This window comes from Pseudomonas sp. BC42, from assembly GCF_021560055.1.
Taxonomy (GTDB): Bacteria; Pseudomonadota; Gammaproteobacteria; order Pseudomonadales; family Pseudomonadaceae; genus Aquipseudomonas.
Genome location: NZ_CP091067.1, coordinates 1,784,035 through 1,803,503 on the forward strand (window position 1 = coordinate 1,784,035; position 19,469 = coordinate 1,803,503).

19 protein-coding genes and 1 riboswitch are annotated in these 19,469 nt (G+C 62.1%); of the genes, 13 read left to right on the forward strand and 6 right to left on the reverse strand.

What is annotated here, in order from left to right:
• The first annotated feature begins 136 nt into the window (after positions 1 to 136).
• The 7 genes from L1O02_RS08505 (at position 137) to L1O02_RS08535 (ending at position 8,364) form a co-directional block, all read left to right on the forward strand.
• On the forward strand, positions 137 to 859 hold the full coding sequence (locus L1O02_RS08505) for a response regulator transcription factor (RefSeq protein WP_108546119.1): 723 nt from the start codon (positions 137 to 139) through the stop codon (positions 857 to 859).
• On the forward strand, positions 846 to 2,201 hold the full coding sequence (locus L1O02_RS08510; protein ID WP_235759782.1) for a sensor histidine kinase: 1,356 nt from the start codon (positions 846 to 848) through the stop codon (positions 2,199 to 2,201). The genes L1O02_RS08505 and L1O02_RS08510 overlap by 14 nt, the downstream gene beginning before the upstream one ends.
• Positions 2,202 to 2,319: 118 nt before the next feature.
• Positions 2,320 to 3,222, forward strand: a complete 903-nt coding sequence (gene cysM, locus L1O02_RS08515; RefSeq protein WP_060840551.1) for a cysteine synthase CysM — start codon at positions 2,320 to 2,322, stop codon at positions 3,220 to 3,222.
• The gene (rlmD, locus tag L1O02_RS08520) at positions 3,222 to 4,574 is read left to right on the forward strand and encodes a 23S rRNA (uracil(1939)-C(5))-methyltransferase RlmD (RefSeq protein WP_108546117.1); all 1,353 of its coding nucleotides are present in this window, start codon (positions 3,222 to 3,224) and stop codon (positions 4,572 to 4,574) included. The genes cysM and rlmD overlap by 1 nt, the downstream gene beginning before the upstream one ends.
• Positions 4,575 to 4,696: 122 nt before the next feature.
• On the forward strand, positions 4,697 to 6,940 hold the full coding sequence (relA, locus tag L1O02_RS08525) for a GTP diphosphokinase (RefSeq protein WP_060840549.1): 2,244 nt from the start codon (positions 4,697 to 4,699) through the stop codon (positions 6,938 to 6,940).
• A gap of 24 nt (positions 6,941 to 6,964) precedes the next feature.
• Positions 6,965 to 7,798, forward strand: a complete 834-nt coding sequence (mazG, locus tag L1O02_RS08530; RefSeq protein ID WP_060841998.1) for a nucleoside triphosphate pyrophosphohydrolase — start codon at positions 6,965 to 6,967, stop codon at positions 7,796 to 7,798.
• 26 nt (positions 7,799 to 7,824) lie between these two features.
• Positions 7,825 to 8,364: a DUF2058 domain-containing protein gene (locus L1O02_RS08535; RefSeq protein ID WP_060840548.1), complete on the forward strand. Its 540-nt coding sequence runs from the start codon at positions 7,825 to 7,827 to the stop codon at positions 8,362 to 8,364.
• A 96-nt stretch (positions 8,365 to 8,460) separates the two neighbouring features.
• Here the strand turns inward: L1O02_RS08535 and L1O02_RS08540 are convergent, their stop codons facing one another.
• The 4 genes from L1O02_RS08540 to purM all read right to left on the reverse strand — a co-directional run bounded on the left by L1O02_RS08540 (position 8,461) and on the right by purM (position 11,376).
• Entirely contained in the window at positions 8,461 to 8,649 is a 189-nt protein-coding gene (locus L1O02_RS08540) for a hypothetical protein (RefSeq protein WP_060840547.1), read from the reverse strand.
• Positions 8,650 to 8,933: 284 nt separating this feature from the next.
• Entirely contained in the window at positions 8,934 to 9,647 is a 714-nt protein-coding gene (locus L1O02_RS08545) for a DUF3108 domain-containing protein (RefSeq protein WP_047305628.1), read from the reverse strand.
• An 8-nt stretch (positions 9,648 to 9,655) separates the two neighbouring features.
• A complete protein-coding gene (gene purN / locus L1O02_RS08550; RefSeq protein WP_108546126.1) occupies positions 9,656 to 10,306 on the reverse strand; it encodes a phosphoribosylglycinamide formyltransferase in 651 nt (216 codons plus the stop codon).
• Between the two features lie 11 nt (positions 10,307 to 10,317).
• Positions 10,318 to 11,376 (reverse strand): phosphoribosylformylglycinamidine cyclo-ligase, encoded by a 1,059-nt coding sequence (gene purM, locus L1O02_RS08555; RefSeq protein WP_060840546.1) that lies wholly within the window; start codon positions 11,374 to 11,376, stop codon positions 10,318 to 10,320.
• A gap of 371 nt (positions 11,377 to 11,747) precedes the next feature.
• On the opposite strand from purM, the gene L1O02_RS08560 reads away from it, so the two are divergent.
• The 6 genes from L1O02_RS08560 to L1O02_RS08585 all read left to right on the forward strand — a co-directional run bounded on the left by L1O02_RS08560 (position 11,748) and on the right by L1O02_RS08585 (position 17,058).
• Positions 11,748 to 12,788 (forward strand): DUF2066 domain-containing protein, encoded by a 1,041-nt coding sequence (locus L1O02_RS08560; RefSeq protein WP_060840545.1) that lies wholly within the window; start codon positions 11,748 to 11,750, stop codon positions 12,786 to 12,788.
• 38 nt (positions 12,789 to 12,826) lie between these two features.
• Positions 12,827 to 13,900, forward strand: a complete 1,074-nt coding sequence (locus L1O02_RS08565) for an AI-2E family transporter (RefSeq protein ID WP_060840544.1) — start codon at positions 12,827 to 12,829, stop codon at positions 13,898 to 13,900.
• A 227-nt stretch (positions 13,901 to 14,127) separates the two neighbouring features.
• Positions 14,128 to 14,832 (forward strand): DnaA regulatory inactivator Hda, encoded by a 705-nt coding sequence (gene hda, locus L1O02_RS08570; RefSeq protein WP_007898944.1) that lies wholly within the window; start codon positions 14,128 to 14,130, stop codon positions 14,830 to 14,832.
• A 223-nt stretch (positions 14,833 to 15,055) separates the two neighbouring features.
• Positions 15,056 to 15,676, forward strand: a complete 621-nt coding sequence (locus tag L1O02_RS08575; protein WP_016966222.1) for an NlpC/P60 family protein — start codon at positions 15,056 to 15,058, stop codon at positions 15,674 to 15,676.
• 164 nt (positions 15,677 to 15,840) lie between these two features.
• Positions 15,841 to 16,374, forward strand: a complete 534-nt coding sequence (locus L1O02_RS08580) for a C40 family peptidase (protein ID WP_060840543.1) — start codon at positions 15,841 to 15,843, stop codon at positions 16,372 to 16,374.
• A 21-nt stretch (positions 16,375 to 16,395) separates the two neighbouring features.
• Positions 16,396 to 17,058, forward strand: a complete 663-nt coding sequence (locus tag L1O02_RS08585; protein WP_060840542.1) for a class I SAM-dependent methyltransferase — start codon at positions 16,396 to 16,398, stop codon at positions 17,056 to 17,058.
• 1 nt (position 17,059) lies between these two features.
• On the opposite strand, the gene L1O02_RS08590 is transcribed toward L1O02_RS08585, so the two are convergent.
• Both L1O02_RS08590 and L1O02_RS08595 read right to left on the reverse strand, forming a co-directional pair.
• Positions 17,060 to 18,379 carry a sorbosone dehydrogenase family protein gene (locus L1O02_RS08590; RefSeq protein ID WP_060840541.1) on the reverse strand — a complete coding sequence of 440 codons (1,320 nt, stop codon included), beginning with the start codon at positions 18,377 to 18,379 and terminating at the stop codon, positions 17,060 to 17,062.
• A gap of 70 nt (positions 18,380 to 18,449) precedes the next feature.
• Entirely contained in the window at positions 18,450 to 19,031 is a 582-nt protein-coding gene (locus L1O02_RS08595; protein ID WP_108546116.1) for a hypothetical protein, read from the reverse strand.
• 167 nt (positions 19,032 to 19,198) lie between these two features.
• A riboswitch (cobalamin riboswitch) is annotated at positions 19,199 to 19,432 on the forward strand.
• Positions 19,433 to 19,469 lie beyond the last annotated feature (37 nt).

A 19,469-nucleotide genomic window follows, 5' to 3' on the forward strand; every position in this document is an offset into this window, starting at 1 on the left:
ACGATTTGCCGAAGGCTGATCTTGGCAAATTGCGCCCTGGCGGTCGGCGGCTGGAATGCCTGCGACCAAGGCATTGGTTGCCGCGCTCCGGGCAATCTTGAATAATCGCCCAACTGAGAATGACTTGCAGAAGCTAATGACTCCCGTAGCTGTTGAGCCTCCCCGTATCCTGACCATTGAAGATGACCCGGTGCTTGGTGCCTATGTGCATGAGCAGTTGGGTCGCTGCGGCTTCGCCGTGACCTGGTGCCGCAACGGCCAGGAAGGCTTGGGGATCGCCCGCAGCCAGCGCTTCGATGTGGTGCTGATGGACATCCTGCTGCCCGGCATGGATGGGCTCACCCTGCTGACCCACTTGCGCCAGAGTCATTCTACGCCGGTGCTGCTGATGTCGGCCCTGGGGGCGGAGGCCGATCGCATCAGCGGTTTTCGCCTCGGAGCCGACGACTACTTGCCCAAACCCTTCAGCCTGACCGAGTTGCGGGTACGCATCGAGGCGATCCTGCGCCGGGTGGCCCTGGATCGGCGGCCGATGTCGCCGGTGCCAAGCAGCAACGTGCAGAGCCTGAGTTTCGACGACGAGCTGTGCGACGTGCAGTTTGCCGGGCAATGGGCCGGGTTGACCCGCAGCGAATACCGCCTGCTGGAAACCCTGCATCGCAACGTCGATGAGGTGCTGAGCAAGGCCTTCCTTTATCAGCATGTCCTGCAGCGCGGCTACGCGGCCCATGACCGCAGCCTGGACATGCACGTCAGCCAGATCCGCCGCAAGCTCAAAACTCTGGGCTACAGCGAGCGGGAGTTGCGCACCGTGTGGGGCAAGGGCTACGTCTTGAGTGCCGCCGATGAGCTGGCCTGAACTGCCCTGCCGGCATTCGCTGTTCTGGAAACTGGCCTGCCTGCTGGTGGCGTTCTGTCTGCTGATGATCTGGCTGAGCTGGTCCTGGGGGCGCTATGTGGAGCAGAGGAACCTGTACCTGTCCGATGACGCCCGGGCGACCTTGGAGCATTACGCCGTTGAGGCCGAGCAAGCCTGGAACAGCGGCCAGAGTGCCGGTGTCGATGCCTGGCTTGTGCAGATGGCCGGCCGTGAGCAGACCTGGGTCGGCGTCATCGGCAGCGACCTGCAATCGCTGAGCAGTCAGCCGCTGACCCCGGCCGAGGCCCAGCGCCTGACCTTCCTGCGCGGTGCGCACTGGCCGGTGAGCCGGCATGTTCATGGTCTGCCGTGGCTGAAAATTCCATTCCCCGGGGATCCGTCCCTGGGCAGCCTGGTGATCGAGCTGCCGCAGCGCTTCATGCCCGGGCGCTATCGCGTGTTCTGGCAGGTGATCACCAACGGTGTGATCCCGGGCCTGTTCACGCTTTTGCTGTGTGTCGGTCTGTACCGTTTGCTGGTGGTGCCGCTCAAGCAACTGCGCGAGCAGGCCAATGCCTGGCGTGCGGGGCAACTGAATGTGCGTCTGTCCAGCGAGACCACTGAGCGCAAGGATGAGTTGGGAGAGCTGGGGCGGGCCTTCGATCAGATGTCCGAACGCTTGCAGAGCACCGTGGCCGTGCAACAGCAATTGCTGCGCGATCTGTCCCACGAGTTGCGTACGCCCTTGAGTCGCCTGCGGGTGGCTTGCGACAGCGAGCAGAACCTGGGGGCGCTGCGCGAGCGCCTGGCCCGGGAGGTCGATGGCATGCAGCGCCTGGTGGAAGACAGCCTGCAACTGGCCTGGCTGGACACCGAGCGCGGACCATTGCCCGTGGAGCAGATCCAGGTCCAGGCGCTGTGGGAGATGCTCAGCGAGAACGCCTGCTTCGAAAGCGGCTGGTCGGCGGCGCAGCTGTGCTGTGAGCTGGACGCCGATTGCTGGGTGCGCGGCCACCTCAATACCCTGGCCCAGGCCCTGGAAAACATCCTGCGCAATGCCATCCGCCATTCCCCGGCCGGCGCCCGGATTACGCTGGCGGGACAACGGGAAGGCGAGTATTGGCACCTGTGGCTGGACGACCAGGGGCCGGGCGTGGCCGAAGAAGACCTGGAGCGGATCTTCGCGCCGTTCATCCGTCTGGATGGATCGCGGCCGGGGGATGGCGGCTTCGGCCTGGGCCTGAGCATCGCGCGCAATGCAGTGGTGCGTCAGGGCGGGCAGTTGTGGGCGCAGAACCGCGAGCATGGCTTGCGTCTGCATCTGTGCTTGCCGGGAGCCTGAACGCGGGCCCTGGCCGGCCTTAGATCAATAAGCCATAAGTCCCGCACTTTGCGTGATATGGCGCTTGGACGTTTGCCGGTATGATAGGCGCCCCCGCAGTCTGGATTGCGAATACGCCATGACCTTGCAGTACCCAACCATCGCCGATTGCGTCGGCAACACCCCGCTGGTTCGTTTGCAGCGCCTGCCTGGCGCCACCAGCAATACCTTGCTGCTCAAGCTTGAGGGCAATAACCCGGCGGGTTCGGTCAAGGACCGTCCGGCACTGTCGATGATCACTCGCGCCGAGCTGCGCGGGCAGATCCAGGCCGGCGATACCCTGATCGAAGCGACCTCGGGCAATACCGGCATCGCCCTGGCCATGGCTGCGGCGATCAAGGGCTACAAAATGATCCTGATCATGCCCGACAACTCCAGCGCCGAGCGCAAGGCGGCGATGACCGCCTATGGCGCCGAGTTGATTCTGGTCAGCCAGGAAGAGGGCATGGAAGGCGCCCGCGACCTGGCCGAACGCATGCAGGCCGAAGGCCGTGGCAAGGTGCTCGATCAGTTCGCCAACGGCGACAACCCCGAGGCCCACTACACCGGCACCGGTCCGGAAATCTGGCGCCAGACCCAGGGCAGCATCACCCACTTCATCAGCTCGATGGGCACCACCGGCACCATCATGGGCACTTCGCGCTATCTGAAAGAGCAGAACCCCGAGGTACAGATCATCGGTCTGCAACCCATGGAAGGTTCGGCCATTCCCGGCATTCGCCGCTGGCCCGAGCAATACCTGCCGAAGATCTATCAGGCCAGTCGGGTCGACCGGATCGTCGACATGGCCCAGAGCGAAGCCGAAGACGTGACCCGGCGCCTGGCCCGGGAAGAAGGCATCTTCTGCGGCGTGTCCTCCGGTGGCGCGGTGGCGGCGATGCTGCGCCTGTCCCGGGAAGTGGAAAATGCGGTCATGGTCGCGATCATCTGTGACCGTGGCGATCGTTACTTGTCGACCGGCATCTTCGATGCGCCCAACTGATGGCTAAGCAAGAGAGAGGCCTGCGCTTCCAGCCTGCGGGCGGCAGTCGGGCCCCACAGATTCCGGTGGGCAAGAAGCAGCGCCTGAACATCCAGCGTCTGGCCAACGACGGTCGTGGCATCGCCTTTGTCGATGGCCGCACCTGGTTTGTCAGCGGAGCCCTGGCCGGCGAAGAAGTCGAAGCACGGGTACTGGGCAGCCATGGCAAGGTGGTGGAGGCCCGGACCGAGCGTCTGTTCAGCGCCAGCGAGCTGCGCCGCCCGGCAGCCTGTGCCCACGCCGGGCGTTGTGGCGGCTGCAGCGTGCAGCACCTGCCCCATGCCGAACAGCTTGCCCTGAAACAGCGCATGCTCGCCGAGCAGTTGTCCAAGGTCGCGGGGGTCGAACCCGAGGTCTGGGCGGCGCCGTTGAGCGGTCCCGAGTTCGGCTATCGGCGTCGCGCCCGGGTGGCGGTGCGCTGGGACGCCAAGGGCAAGCAACTGGAGGTGGGTTTCCGTGCTGCTGGTAGCCAGGACATTGTCGCCATCGACGATTGCCCGGTGCTGGTACAGGCCTTGCAACCCATCATGAGCCGCTTGCCGGCCATGTTGCGGCGCCTGAGCAAACCGCAGGCGCTGGGACATGTCGAGTTGTTCAGCGGCTCGGCCCTGGCCCTGCTGTTGCGGCACATGGCGCCACTGTCCGAAAGCGACCTGGCGATCCTCAAGGATTTTTGCGATTTCCATCAGGCGCAGTTGTGGTTGCAGGGTGAAGGCGAGCCTCAGCCCCTGGATCCATCGCAGACCCTGGGCTACCGCCTGGAAACCTGGGATCTGCATCTGGCGTATCGGCCGGGGGACTTTGTCCAGGTCAATGCTGGGGTCAACGAGGCGATGGTGGCCCAGGCTCTGGAGTGGCTGGCGCCGCAACCGCAGGAGCGGGTGCTGGATCTGTTCTGCGGCCTGGGCAACTTTGCCTTGCCGCTGGCCCGGCAGGTGCGGGAAGTGGTGGCGGTGGAAGGCGTGGCGGCCATGGTGGCGCGCGCCGCTGACAACGCCGCCAGCAACAATTTGCATAACACACGCTTTTTTCAAGCCGATTTATCCCAGCCTCTGAGTGCTGCCGAGTGGGTTGATGAAGGCTTTTCTGCGGTACTCTTGGACCCACCCCGTGACGGTGCTTTCGAGGTGGTTCGCCACTTGGCGAGCCTGGGTGCCAAACGGTTGGTCTACGTGTCATGCAATCCGGCAACTTTGGCCCGTGACACGGTCGAATTGATCAAGCAGGGCTACAGGTTAAAACGTGCCGGGATCCTCGATATGTTTCCTCAGACGGCGCATGTCGAGGCCATGGCGTTATTCGAAGCGAGCTAGGATGGCTTGTCTAATCCGACTGATCTTTCAGGTGTGGTTCGCTGGCCCCGCGAGCTGCCCCTGAGCGTTGAAGGTCAGCGATTTGACGCATTGAATGTGCGTCGTAGGGAAGGTAAAGCAAGATGGTACAGGTGAGAGCGCACCAGCCGATCAACACCGACGGCAGTATCAATCTCGAGGCATGGCTCGATCATACGGTCAGCGTCGATATGGCATTGGACCGTGAGGCCTTGAAAGAAGCCTGCGAGTTCGCTCGCGAGGCAGAGTTGAAACACATTGCCGCCAAGGGTCTGAACGCCGAGGACGTGTCGAGTTTCAGCACGGGCCTGGAGATTGCGGAGATCCTTGCCGACCTCAAGCTGGATCAGGATTCCCTGGTCGCCGCCGTGCTGTACCGCGGTGTCCGCGAGGGCCAGATCCAGTTGCCGGCGGTCAGCCAGCGTTTTGGTCCGGTGGTGGCCAAGCTGATCGATGGCGTGCTGCGCATGGCCGCCATCTCGGCCAGTCTCAGCCCTCGTCAATCCCTGGTACTCGGCACTCAGGCTCAGGTGGAAAACCTGCGCAAGATGCTGGTGGCCATGGTCGATGACGTGCGCGTGGCGCTGATCAAACTGGCCGAGCGGACCTGCGCCATTCGGGCGGTGAAAAGCGCCGACGAAGAGAAGCGCAACCGGGTTGCCCGGGAGGTGTTCGATATCTATGCGCCTCTGGCTCACCGCCTGGGCATCGGCCATATCAAGTGGGAACTGGAGGACCTGTCCTTCCGTTATCTGGAGCCTGAGCAATACAAGCAGATCGCCAAGCTCCTGCACGAGCGGCGCCTGGATCGCGAGCGCTTCATCAGCGACGTGATGAACCAGCTGCAGAACGAACTGAAGGCCACCGGGGTCAACGCCGACATCAGTGGGCGGGCCAAGCACATCTATTCCATCTGGCGCAAAATGCAGCGCAAGGGCCTGGAGTTCAGCCAGATCTACGATGTGCGCGCCGTGCGGGTACTGGTGCCGGAAATGCGCGACTGCTACACCGCGCTGGGTATCGTGCACACCTTGTGGCGGCATATCCCCAAAGAGTTCGACGACTACATCGCCAACCCCAAGGAAAACGGCTATCGCTCGCTGCACACCGCAGTGATCGGCCCCGAGGGCAAGGTGCTGGAAGTGCAGATTCGCACCCACGCGATGCACGAGGAAGCGGAGCTGGGGGTGTGCGCCCACTGGAAATACAAGGGCACCGACGTCAAGTCCGGCTCCAACCATTACGAAGAGAAAATCTCCTGGCTGCGTCAGGTGCTGGAATGGCACGAGGAGCTGGGGGACATCGGCGGCCTGGCCGAACAGTTGCGGGTGGATATCGAGCCGGATCGGGTGTACATCTTCACCCCCGACGGCCATGCCATCGACCTGCCCAAGGGCGCCACGCCGCTGGACTTCGCTTATCGGGTGCACACCGAGATCGGCCACAACTGCCGGGGCGCGAAGATCAACGGGCGCATCGTACCGCTCAACTACAGCCTGCAGACCGGCGAGCAGGTGGAGATCATCACCAGCAAGCACGGTACGCCAAGCCGCGACTGGCTGAACCCGAACCTGGGCTACGTCACCACGTCCCGGGCGCGGGCGAAGATCGTCCACTGGTTCAAGCTGCAGGCTCGCGATCAGAACGTCGCCGCCGGCAAGACCCTGCTGGAACGCGAGCTGAGCCGTCTCGACCTGCCTCAGGTGGACTTCGACAAGCTGGCCGACAAGGCCAACATGAGGACCGCCGAGGACATGTTCGCCGCCCTGGGCGCGGGTGACTTGCGCCTGGCGCAACTGGTCAACCTGGCCCAGCAGCTGGTGGAGCCGGAGCGCGGCAACGAACAGCTGGAGCTGATCCCACGCAAGGCCGCCGGCTACAAGCCAGGCAAGCGCGGCGATATCCAGATCCAGGGCGTGGGCAACCTGATGACCCAGATGGCGGGCTGCTGCCAGCCGCTGCCGGGGGATGCGATCGTCGGTTACATCACCCAGGGCCGTGGCGTGAGCATTCACCGCCAGGACTGTGCCTCGGTGCTGCAACTGGCCGGGCGCGAGCCGGAACGGATCATCCAGGTCAGCTGGGGGCCGGTGCCGGTGCTCACCTATCCGGTGGACATCATCATTCGCGCCTACGACCGTTCCGGCCTGCTGCGTGACGTGTCCCAGGTCCTGCTCAATGAGCGGATCAACGTACTGGCGGTCAATACGCGCTCGAACAAGGAGGACAACACTGCGTTGATGTCCCTGACCATCGAGATTCCGGGCCTGGACGCATTGGGACGTTTGCTGGGGCGCATATCCCAGTTGCCGAACATCATCGAGACCCGGCGCAATCGAACCCCGTGATGCCCGCATGAAATGGATGAACTGATGTACAGCCTTGAAGACCTGTTGCACCTGATGGCGCGCCTGCGGGACCCGCAATACGGTTGCCCGTGGGACATCAAGCAGACCTACGCCAGCATCGTTCCCCATACCCTGGAGGAGGCCTACGAGGTCGCCGACGCCATCGAGCGCGGCGACTTCGACCACTTGCAGGGTGAGCTGGGCGATCTGTTGTTCCAGGTGGTGTATTACAGCCAGCTGGCCCGGGAGGAGGGGCGCTTCGAATTCGATGCGGTGGTGGACAGCATCACCCGCAAGCTGATCCGTCGGCATCCCCATGTGTTCCCCACTGGCGATCTGTACGCGCCGCTGGATATCCCGCGGCTCGATGAGGAGCAGGTCAAGGAGCGCTGGGAACAGATCAAGGCCGAGGAGCGCGCAGAGAAGTCCGACGCTCCGCAGCAGCTGTCCCTGCTCGATGATGTGCCGGTGGCCCTGCCGGCCCTGTCCCGCGCGGCCAAGTTGCAAAAGCGCGCGGCGCAGGTCGGCTTCGACTGGCCGGAAGCCCTGCCGGTGGTGGACAAGGTGCGCGAAGAACTGGACGAGGTGCTGGAGGCCATGGCCGACAACGACCCGGCGGCCATCACCGATGAAATCGGTGACTTGCTGTTTGTCGTGGTCAATCTGGCCAGGCACCTCAAGGTCGACCCGGAAACCGCCCTGCGTAGCGCCAATGCCAAGTTCGATCGGCGCTTCCGATTTATCGAGCAGGCATTGCGCGACACCGGTCGTCCCGTGGAAGATTGCACCCTCGAAGACTTGGATGCCCTGTGGGGTGAAGCCAAACGTCAGGAAAAGAATTTGCCCAGCTGCGGCTGAGGCCGTTGCCTAAGTGAGTAAGCACCATGAGCCTTTCCCTTCGCGACCAGTTGCTCAAAGCAGGGCTGGTCAACCAAAAGCAGGCCAAGCAGGTCAGCAAAGACAAGCAGAAGCAGCAGCGACTGGCCCATAAAGGCCAGATCGAACTCGATGATTCCCAGCAGCGCGCAGCCCAGGAAGCCATGGCCGAGAAGGTCAAGCGTGACCAGGAGCTCAACCGTCAGCAGCAGGAGAAGGCCGAGCAGAAGGCTCGTGCAGCGCAGATCAAGCAACTGATCGAGGTCTCGCGTCTGCCCAAGCTGAACACCGAGGACTACTACAACTTCGTCGACGACAAGAAGGTCAAGCGCCTGTCGGTGAACACCCTGATGCGCAACAAGCTCAGCAGTGGTTCCCTGGCCATCGTCCACCACGGTGGTGGCTATGAGGTGATTCCGCGGGAGGCGGCGCTGAAGATCCAGGAGCGTGACCCGCGGCGTATCGTGCAACTGAACACGCCTACCGAGGCGCCGGACGAGGACGATCCGTACGCGGCCTATCAGATCCCTGATGATCTGATGTGGTAAGCACCCAGTAACCACCAACCCCGCTCATGGCGGGGTTGGTGGTTTTTGCGCGGGGGGATTTGCGTGGAATCCCGGCGCCTCTGTGTCGAAGTTGAATCAGGAGCTCTGGGACGCTCGGTTCTGCTCGAGTTTTTCCAGTTCGGCCTTGTAGCTGTGGGCATCGCTCTCGGAGTGGAACATGCCCACCAGCATGTCTTGTTGATGCACATCCCAGATCCGTACACCCGCGGCTACGCCTTCATGGGACATATGTGAATCGTCGCGTTCAGTTACTTTTACAGTCATCTGCTGGCTCCAATCTCTGTTGATCTGCAGCAAGGCGTGTGCAGGCCTCTGTTATATGTTTTGTTAGCTTGCTAAGTAAATTGCCTGGATCTGCAACAGACCTTTGCAGGATCGGCGACAATCCTGCAGCCCGCGAAAACCGTGACATTTCGCCGCAGTGGCCGATCTTTCATGACAAAAGTTTCATCTTGGCCCTATTGCGCCAGGGCCTCCGGGCGGGCTTGGCGAGTCAATTCCGGGCAAAAAAAAGCCCCGCTTTCGCGAGGCTTCCAGGGTGCTGCGGCTTAACTGCCTTTGACTGTCTTGCCGTTGACGGTGCCGTTGAGGAGCATGATGTTGTACTCCTTGCCGTCGGTTTCCACCTGTTGCAGGCGTACCAGCAGGTAATCCCAGTCCTTGGCGAACCACATCACGGTGATGCGTTTGCTTTGTGTCGGGTCGCGGACGCGCTCGACCTTGATGGCATCGATCTGGCCGGCCTTGGTGTCGACTTTTTCCGAACCCAGGACGCGGAAATCGTAGGTATCGACTTCACCGCCGTCGACCACTTGATAGCTCATGGTCTTCTTGCCGGCGGCCACGTCGTGCTGCAGCGCCAACTGGTAGGTGGATTTGTCCACCATGCCGGTGTTCAGTGGCAGCTTGACCGCATCCCCACGGTCGGTGCCGGTGACCATCTTGGCGTTCCAGTCGAAATCAAGGTCGGCTTTCTTGGCCTTGCCCAGACCGCCACGCTCGAAGTGATAGGACTGGGGCACCAGGGTGTCCTTGTCCAGGGTCAGGGTGCTTTCCTCGCTCAGGCTGGCGATCATCATCGACGCCTTGAAGCTGAGTTTCCAGGCGCCATTGGCGGTTTTTTCCAGGCTGCGTTCAGCCGTGCCGCTCATGGGCAGTTGCTTCCAGTCGGCGGTGTAGCTGGCGGAGAACGGGTGAAGGTCTGCAGCCTGCACAACCGGCAGGGCAAACAGAGCACAAGCGAAGAGCAGGGCGCGACGCATAAAATCTCCTAGGTTCGAATCAAATAGCCGCTGGCGGCCAGTAATTGACCATCCAGTAAAGCACCCTGATCGCCGAGCATCAGCCGACCTTCGGCAAACCAGCGTACGGCCATGGGGTAAATCCGGTGTTCCTGGATGTGCACTCGCTGCGCCAGGCTTTGCGGCGAGTCGTGCAACTCTACCGGGATCACAGCCTGTACGACCAGTGGCCCGCCATCGAGTTCCTCGGTAACGAAGTGCACACTGCAGCCGTGCTCAGTATCCCCGGCCTCCAGCGCCCGCTGGTGAGTGTGTAACCCTTTGTATTTGGGCAGCAGCGAGGGATGGATATTCAGCAGTCGGCCCTGGTAGTGACGAACGAATCCGGCGCTGAGGATGCGCATGAATCCGGCCAGGACCACCAGTTTCGGTTGGAAGGTGTCGATCAGCTCGATCAGCGCCTGATCGAAGGTCTCGCGGCCTTCGAAAGCGGTGTGATCGAGGAAGCGGGTCGGGATGCCCGCGTCCTGGGCGCGCTGCAGCCCATAGGCGTCGGCACGGTTGGAGATCACGGCGGCAATGCGGACCGGACTGTCGTCGGTCCGCGCGTTGTCGATCAGGGCTTGCAGGTTACTGCCGGTGCCGGACAGCAGCACCACAACATCACAGGTCGGCGACATCCGCTCTTGCATCAGTGAGCCTTGAGGTTCTTCAGCTCGACCTGGGCCGCGCCTTCGGCTGCGGTGGCGATCTGGCCGATGACCCATGGCTGTTCGCCGGCTGCACGCAGGACGTTCAGGGCATTTTCAACCTGATCCTGAGCCACGCAGATGACCATGCCGACGCCGCAGTTCAGAACCCGGTGCATTTCGTGTTCGTCGACGTTGCCTTGCTCTTGCAGCCAGTCGAAGACCGCCGGGCGTTTCCAGCTCGCCACGTCGACCACCGCCTGGGCGCCTTTTGGCAGCACGCGGGGGATGTTGTCCAGCAGGCCGCCGCCGGTGATGTGAGCCATGGCCTTGACCGCACCGGTGTCCTTGATCAGCTTGAGCAGCGGCTTGACGTAGATGCGGGTCGGGGCCATCAGCAGATCGGTCAGTGGCTTGCCGTCCAGCTGGATGCTTTCGATGTCGGCGCCGGAGACTTCGATGATCTTGCGGATCAGCGAGTAGCCGTTGGAGTGCGGGCCGGAAGACGGCAGGGCCAGCAGGGCGTCACCGGTGGCCACTTTCGAGCCGTCGATGATTTCGGCCTTTTCCACCACGCCGACGCAGAAGCCGGCCAGGTCGTAGTCTTCGCCTTCGTACATGCCGGGCATTTCAGCGGTTTCGCCGCCTACCAGGGAGCAGCCGGACAGTTCGCAGCCGGCGCCGATACCGGTGACCACCTGGGCGGCGGTATCCACGTTGAGCTTGCCGGTGGCGTAGTAGTCGAGGAAGAACAGCGGCTCGGCGCCGCAGACCACCAGGTCGTTGACGCACATGGCTACCAGGTCGATGCCGATGCTGTCGTGCTTGTTCAGGTTCAGGGCCAGGCGCAGCTTGGTGCCGACGCCGTCGGTGCCGGAGACCAGTACAGGCTGCTTGTAGCCGGCCGGGATTTCGCAGAGGGCGCCGAAACCGCCCAGGCCGCCCATGACTTCCGGGCGCGCAGTGCGCTTGGCGACGCTCTTGATGCGTTCGACCAATGCTTCACCGGCGTCGATGTCTACACCGGCGTCTTTGTAGCTCAGGGAGGGTTGCTTGCTCATGATCCAGGCCTTTAGGGGGGATTCAGGGGTATCGACCGAACCAGAGAGCCTGCCCGAGCACTGGGAAAGTGTTTCAGGGTGCCCAGCTGGTGCCGGTCTGCGAAGGCGCGCGATTTTATCAGGCTTGAGGGGCAGCGGCCATCCTCGGGCCGACGGGTAGAGGCATATCCGCTTAAAAAAACCGCGATTGGCCGTGTTGGTGGTCCTGCCCATGCCTGTATAAGGTATAGCGCTCAAGTGGCTATCGTTATGACAGCGTGAAAACAGTCGGGCGACGGGTGAATGTTTTACCGGGGTTTGTGGTCACAGCCTTGCTCGCAATGGTTCATGCGCGCTGTTTCAATCGTGTTTTTTGTCGTCGGGAATCTTCCATGCGTCTGGGTCAATTTCTGTTTGTGGGCTGTTTGTCATTGGTCAGCCTGGCGAGTCATGCCGAAACCCTCAATGGCCTGTATCAAGTACGCGAGCCGGTGAGCAGTCAGTCGCCCGAGGAGCGCGACCAGGCCACCCAGCGGGCCCTGGAGACCCTGGTACTGCGCCTGACCGGCGATGCCAAGGCAGCTCAGGGGCCGGGGCTGGCGGCCATCCGCAAGGACCCGCAGCAGATCATCAGCCAATACGGCTACGACGCCGGCCCGCCGGAAAGCCTGCAAGTGGACTTTGATCCGGTCAGCACCGATCGCGCGCTGCGTCAGGCGGGCCTGCCGTTGTGGGGCAGCAACCGGCCATCGATCCTGGGCTGGTGGTTGAGCGACTCCACCGAAGGTTCGAGTCTGGTCGGCGACGGTCAGGCCAGTGCCGCGCCTTTGCGGCGTGCAGCGCAGCATCGCGGCTTGCCGCTGCGCCTGCCTCTGGGCGATCTGGATGAGCAGATCGTTGCCACGGCGCCGAACCTTGAAGGTGCCGACCCGGCTCCGCTGCGCCAGGCATCGGAGCGTTACGGTGCCGATGCGCTGTTGGCGGTGCATGCCCGTGAAGAAGGGGGGCAGTGGCAGGCCAAGTGGCGTTTGTGGCTGGGCGATCAGAAAGAGCAGGGCACTGTTCAGGGCGCGGATACGGCGGCGCTGGCCGATGGCGTGCTGCTGGCGGTGAGTCAGCGCCTGGCGCCGCGCTTCGTCACGCGGCCTGGAGTCTCCAGCGAACAATTGCTGGAAGTGCAGGGCATGACCCTGGAGCACTACGCGGCGCTGGGGCATCTTTTGGAGCCGTTTGGCGCGCAGATTCAGAGCATCGACGGTGATCGCGTCATCTATCGGGTCAACGGCAGCGCGGAGCAACTGCGGGCGCAGTTGTCCCTGGCCAAGCTGCAGGAAATTCCCGCCGGCGAGGCGCAAGCCCCTGTGCAGGGTGCTGAAGGGGCGGCGCCGGCGGTGGCTGCGCCACAGGCCGCACAATTGCGTTTTCGCTGGTAGCAGATTGGTTTCCTTCTATATAGAAGCTGGAGTGGTTTATGGCTGATACGCGGCGTTGGGTCTGGTTGGGGGGCGTGCTCCTGGTCTGTGGGTTCATCTATCTGTTGCACCCCATCCTCAGTCCGTTCCTGGTGGCGCTATTGCTGGCCTATCTGTTCGACCCGCTGGTGGATCGTCTGGAGGCGTGGGGGCTCTCGCGTACCTGGGGCGTAGTAGCGGTGTTTGCCCTGTTCACGCTGATCATCATGGCGCTGTTGCTGGTGCTGGTGCCGATGCTGGCCAAGCAGTTGCTGCGCCTCTACGAGCTGGCGCCGCAGATGCTTGATTGGGTGCAGCACACGGCCATGCCCTGGGTTCAGGCCCGGTTGGGCCTGGCGGACGGCTTCTGGAAGTTCGACAAGGTCAAGGCTGCGATCAGCGAGCATATGGGTCAGACCACCGACATTGTTGGCGTGGTGCTGAGCCAGGCGACGGCGTCGGGGCTGGCGCTGATCGGTTGGCTGGCCAACCTGGTGCTGATTCCGGTGGTCAGCTTCTATCTGCTGCGGGACTGGGACCTGATGATGGCCAAGATCCGCAGTCTGCTGCCGCGCAATCGCGAAGAGCGGGTGGTGTCCCTGGCGGGAGAGTGCCATGAGGTGCTAGGGGCGTTTGTTCGTGGGCAATTGCTGGTGATGCTGGCCCTGGGAATGATCTACGCGGCGGGACTGATGCTGGTGGGGCTCGAGTTGGGGCTGTTGATCGGTCTGATTGCCGGCTTGGCGGCGATCGTGCCGTACATGGGCTTTGTCATAGGCATTGGCGCGGCGCTGACTGCCGGCCTGTTCCAGTTCGGCGGCGACCTGTACCCCATGATCGGCATCGTTGCCGTGTTCATGGTGGGGCAGGCGCTGGAGGGGATGGTGCTGACGCCGCTGTTGGTGGGCGACCGTATTGGCCTGCATCCGGTGGCGGTGATCTTTGCCATTCTCGCCGGCGGCGAGCTGTTCGGTTTTACCGGGGTACTGCTGGCCTTGCCAGTGGCGGCGGTGATCATGGTGCTGGTGCGGCACGTGCACGATCTGTACAAGGATTCAGACCTCTATAGCGGTGCCGAAGACCCAGATCTGTAGGCCGGTGCGCAACGAGTGGCGACAATGAGCGCTCGCGGGCGTGCGCTGGCAGGCGTTCATTGGCTGTTGCCCGGGCTGTCAAAGTTAGCCCCTGAATGCTGTTTTGCTGACGCAAACCTTTGATTTTGCTTGTGGTCTGCTGCATTGTGCGCTCGGCGTCACGGGTATAAACTTTGCAAACTTTACACAGAGGCCACTAACGGTTCCTTTGGAACTGTTCAGTCAGCATGAAACCGATTCAGCTGCCCCTAGGTGTGCGTCTGCGTGACGACGCCACCTTCATCAACTACTACCCAGGCGCCAATGCCGCTGCACTCGGCTACGTCGAGCGCCTTTGCGAAGCCGACGCCGGCTGGACCGAAAGCCTGATCTATCTCTGGGGCAAGGACGGCGTGGGCCGTACGCACTTGCTGCAGGCGGCCTGTTTGCGTTTTGAGCAGTTGGGGGAGCCTGCGGTTTATCTGCCGCTGGCGGAGCTGCTGGATCGCGGTATCGAGATTCTCGACAACCTGGAGCAGTACGAGCTGGTGTGTCTGGATGACCTGCAGGCGGTAGCGGGCAAGGCTGATTGGGAGGAGGCGCTGTTCCATCTGTTCAATCGCTTGCGTGACAGTGGCCGGCGCTTGCTGATTGCCGCTTCGACCTCGCCCCGTGAGTTGCCGGTGAAGCTGGCGGATTTGAAATCCCGCCTGACCCTGGCGCTGATTTTTCAGATGCGTCCGCTCTCCGATGAAGACAAATTGCGTGCCTTGCAACTGCGCGCGTCTCGTCGTGGGCTGCATCTGACCGACGAAGTCGGGCATTTTATTCTGACCCGTGGAACCCGCAGCATGAGTGCTCTGTTCGAGCTGCTCGAACGTCTTGATCAGGCCTCGTTGCAAGCTCAGCGCAAGCTGACCATCCCCTTTCTGAAAGAGACCCTGGGCTGGTAAAACCAAGGCCTGCAGCCGTTTTCTTGCAGGCCTTCGGCATATTTCAGGCGTCAGAAAACGCGCCTTTGGAAGGGGTTCCAAAGAGCGTCGGACTTAAAATGGGCTTAAAGCCTTAGATGTACGGAAGAAACTCATAAGTCACATTCTGATCGATTGAATTTGCAAATGAGGGCGATAGAAGGCATAGTCGCGTCTTCATTTATTTCAAGCCACGGTCGTGCCCATGCTAAATCGCTTCGCACCCCTCGTGCCTCTCGCACTCGTTACCCTGTTGTTTGGTTGCGCTTCCCACACTCCGGTGTCCCAGCAGCAAACTGCCCAGCAGGCTCAGGTCTCCGTCAAAAATCAGTCTTCCGCTGTTTACCAGGAAGAGCTGGCAACTGAAAAGGAACTGGCAGAGTTCTCTGACAGCAAGCCTTACCAGTTGCCAGTTCTGGCTGACAGCATCCTCGAGCGTGGCATGTCCCTGATCGGTACCCGCTACCGTTTCGGTGGTACCTCGGAAGCCGGCTTCGATTGCAGCGGTTTCATCGGCTATCTGTTTCGCGAAGAGGCGGGCATGAATCTGCCACGCTCCACTCGTGAAATGATCAACGTCAAGGCCCCTCTGGTGGCGCGCAACAACCTCAAGCCGGGTGATTTGCTGTTCTTCAGCACCAACGGTCGCGGGCGCGTCAGTCATGCCGGTATCTACTTGGGCGATGATCAGTTCATCCACTCCAGCAGCCGCCGCAGTGGCGGTGTGCGGGTCGATAGCCTGGGTGACAGCTACTGGAGCAAGACCTTCATCGAAGCCAAGCGGGCTCTCGCCATGGCGCCAACCGTGGTCACCGCACGCAAATAAACGGATAGTTTGTAGGGCGAACTTAAAGTCTTACTTGAAGTTTGGCGCGTAGACGCTAGAATCCTGATCTATTGTTGAAACTAACCGCGTAAGCCCTGCTTACGCGGTTTTGTTTTCAGTACCACGGCAGAGAAAGCCGCATCCCGATCAGGATTGTTCAGCTTATGTCGACCTCGGCCCGATTTGCCCTTATTGCCCTCGCCGCGCTGCTCAGCGCTTGCGCCAGTCGTACCCCGCCACCTGTGCCTGTGGTACGTGCACCGGTTTTCAATTCCTCCCAGGCTTTTTCTCCCGTTGCTGAAGATGTGCTGTTCCGCGCCTTGGGTCTGGTCGGCACGCCTTATCGTTGGGGCGGCAACACTCCGGATTCCGGGTTCGATTGCAGCGGCCTGATTGGCTATGTCTACCGCGATGCCGCGGGTATCTCCCTGCCACGTTCGACCCGGGAAATGATCGGCATGCAGGCGCCGGACGTGGGCAAGAACGCCTTGCAAACCGGTGACCTGATCTTCTTCGCCACCAATGGCGGCTCCCAGGTCAGCCATGCCGGGATCTATGTTGGTGAGGGGCGTTTTGTCCATGCTCCGGCCACCGGCGGTACGGTGAAGCTCGACAGCCTGTCCAAGGCCTACTGGCAGAAAGCCTACCTGAGCGCCAAGCGCGTGCTGCAGCCGGAACACCTGGCGCACAATCCATAATCCACTCTGGTCGAGGTGCTTGTGACTGCGCGTACGCTCAACCTCGACGATGCCCTGTATCAATACCTGCTGGATGTTTCCCTGCGCGAAACGCCGCTGCTGCGACGTCTGCGGGATGAAACCCAGGCCCTGCCCAATGCCCGTTGGCAGGTGGCGCCGGAGCAGGGGCAGTTTCTTGCGCTATTGATCAAGTTGACCGCTGCTCGCCAAGTGCTGGAAGTGGGAACCTTTACCGGCTACAGCGCCTTATGCATGGCGCAGGCCCTTCCCGCAGACGGCTCGTTGATCTGTTGCGACCTGCCCGGCGACTACAACGCTACGGCTCGTCGTTACTGGCAGGAGGCGGGGTTAGCGCAACGCATCGAACTGCGCCTGGCTCCGGCGCTGGACACCCTGGCCGGCCTGGAACTGGCCGGCCGGCTCGAATCTTTCGACCTGATCTTCATCGACGCTGATAAAGCCAACTACCCGGCCTATCTGGAGTCCGCGTTGCGTCTGTTGCGAGTCGGTGGCCTGGCGGTGTTCGACAACACCTTGTGGAGCGGGCGTGTGCTGGAGGTGGAGCCCGCCAGCGAAGATACCCGAGCCATCCAGGCGCTCAATCGGGCCTTGAAGGACGACTCGCGCATCGATCTGTCGCTGCTGCCCCTGGGGGACGGCTTGACCCTGTGCCGCAAGCGCTGAATCAGGGGGCTTTGGCGGCCGATACCCGCCAGATCGTATTGCCGACGTCATCGGCCACCAGCAAGTCGCCTTGCTGATCGATCACAACCCCAACCGGGCGTCCGTAAGCCTTCTCATCGGCGCTGAGAAAGCCGCTGAGCACGTCCACGGGCGGCCCCTGGGGTTTGCCGGCGCTGAAGGGGACGAAGATGACTTTGTAGCCGCTATGGGGCTTGCGGTTCCACGAGCCATGCTGACCGATGAAGGCGCCTTCGGTGAATGGAGCGGGGAGCTTGCTGCCTTGGGCGAAGGTCAGCCCCAGAGAGGCTGTGTGCGGGCCAACGGCGTAGTCCGGGGCGATGGCCTTGCTCACCAGGTCGAGGTTCTGCGGTTTGACCCGGACATCCACATGCTGCCCGTAGTAGCTGAAGGGCCAGCCGTAGAAGGCGCCGTCCTTGACCGAGGTGATGTAGTCCGGCACCAGGTCGCTGCCGATCTCGTCGCGCTCGTTCACCGCGGTCCATAGCGCCCCGCTGACCGGCTCCCAGGCCAAGCCGTTGGGATTGCGCAAGCCGGTGGCGAACAGGCGGTGCTGTCCGCTGTTCCGATCCACCTCCCAGATCGCGGCGCGGCCTTGCTCCTGGTCCAGGCCATTTTCCCCGACGTTGCTGTTGGAGCCGACGGTGACGTAGAGCTTGCTCCCGTCCGGGCTGGCGATGACGTTCTTGGTCCAGTGGTGATTGAGCGTGCCGCCGGGCAGATCGACGACCTTGGTGCCGGCTGCGGTGATCCGGGTGTCGCCGGCCTGGTATGGAAAGCGCAGCAATTTGTCGGTGTCCGCCACATACAGGTCATTGCCGACCAGGGTCATGCCGAACGGCGAGTTCAGGTTGTCCAGGAGCACGCTGCGGGTTTCGGCCACGCCGTCGTGATCCTGATCCCTTAGCAGGGTAATGCGGTTGGCGCTGGGCACCGCAGCGCCGGCGCGGCCCATGATTTTTCCGGCGATCCAGCCGCGAATGCCCCGGCTGTCATCGGGTTTGGGCGGTGCATTGGTTTCCGCCACCAGTACGTCGCCGTTGGGCAGGACATAGAGCCAGCGTGGATGATCGAGGCCTTCGGCGAAGGCATTGACCTGGGTGCCGGCTGCCGCCAATGGCTTGCTGCCCTTGGGCCAGCCAATCGCCGGGGCGATGTTCACCGTGGGGATCAGCGTCGGATTGGGCTCCGGCAGCTTGGGGGTCGGGCCGGTGCCGTCGGAAACTTGCAGGCTGGAGGTTTCGCCACAGGCCGTAAGGCCGGCGGCGATCGCGATAAGCAAAGCGTGTCGAGACTTGAGCATGCTGATTTCCCTATGAATGCACGGACGTCCTAGTCATAGAGGAGCATAGCCGGCGTATGGTTCCGCCTGATCAGCGGGCTTCCTTGAACAGTACGGCGACCCCGGGATGGTAGAGGCCGGCCTCGTTGTGCAACTTGCGATAGGCGTATGGAAAGTACCAGGCCACCGCGCAGCAGTGTTCCTTTTGCAGCTCGTCGAGCATGTCCTGGAGTTCTTCCGGGGTGGCGCTGTGCTGAGCCTTCTGCGGGCTGACAAACAGGCAGCCAAGCCGCAGGTCGCTGGGGTAGCTGATCTTTCTCGCGTCACCGGCAATGTCGAGCAAGGCCTGGGTCAGGTGCAGACCGTTGACCTGGGGCCAGCGCTGGGTGGCCTGAATGTAGGCGCGTTCTTCCCGGGTGGCCAGGTACAGATCGGTGCGTGCGTTGCGGGCGCCTTCTTCCTGCTGCTTTTTGCTGGGGCTGTGTTCGAGGCTGACCATCTCCGCCATCCAGGCGGCGGCGGAAAGCAATCCCAGGTTGGCCTGCTCGTCGAACCAGTAAGGGGTTTCGCTATCGCCACGAACAGCGTTGTAGCGGTCAATGCAATCAAACCAGCGTTCCAGCATCGGGCGCAGGAATTCCAGCTTTGGATTGCTGATGATCATGCCTTGCATCGGGGTCCGTCCTTATTGTTGTCTGGCGGTGGGTGGGTTGAATTATGGCTATTTGATATCAACTCGCTGAGTGTGGCACAAGATTGGCGCCAGTTTGTTGATGCGGTGCAGTTTTGTGTGCCAAGCGACGCCTGGCTTTAATTGACGCTCCACCCCCAACCCTCTAACCTTCGCGACTTGTTTCAGGTGCTCTGTGGCCGCTGGTCGACAGAGTGAAACAGGGAAGCCGGTCAGGGCCTGTTCCAGCGATGGACATGGCGACGATTCCGGCGCTGCCCCCGCAACGGTAGATGAGTCAAGGCTGCGCCAGATGCCACTGTGTCCACGACATGGGAAGGCGCGCAGTCAGGCAGCAATGCCCCTCATGAGCCCGGAGACCGGCCTGATCCATCCAACGGCATCACGGTGGGCGATGCCAGGCTTGCGCCGTCTATTCCT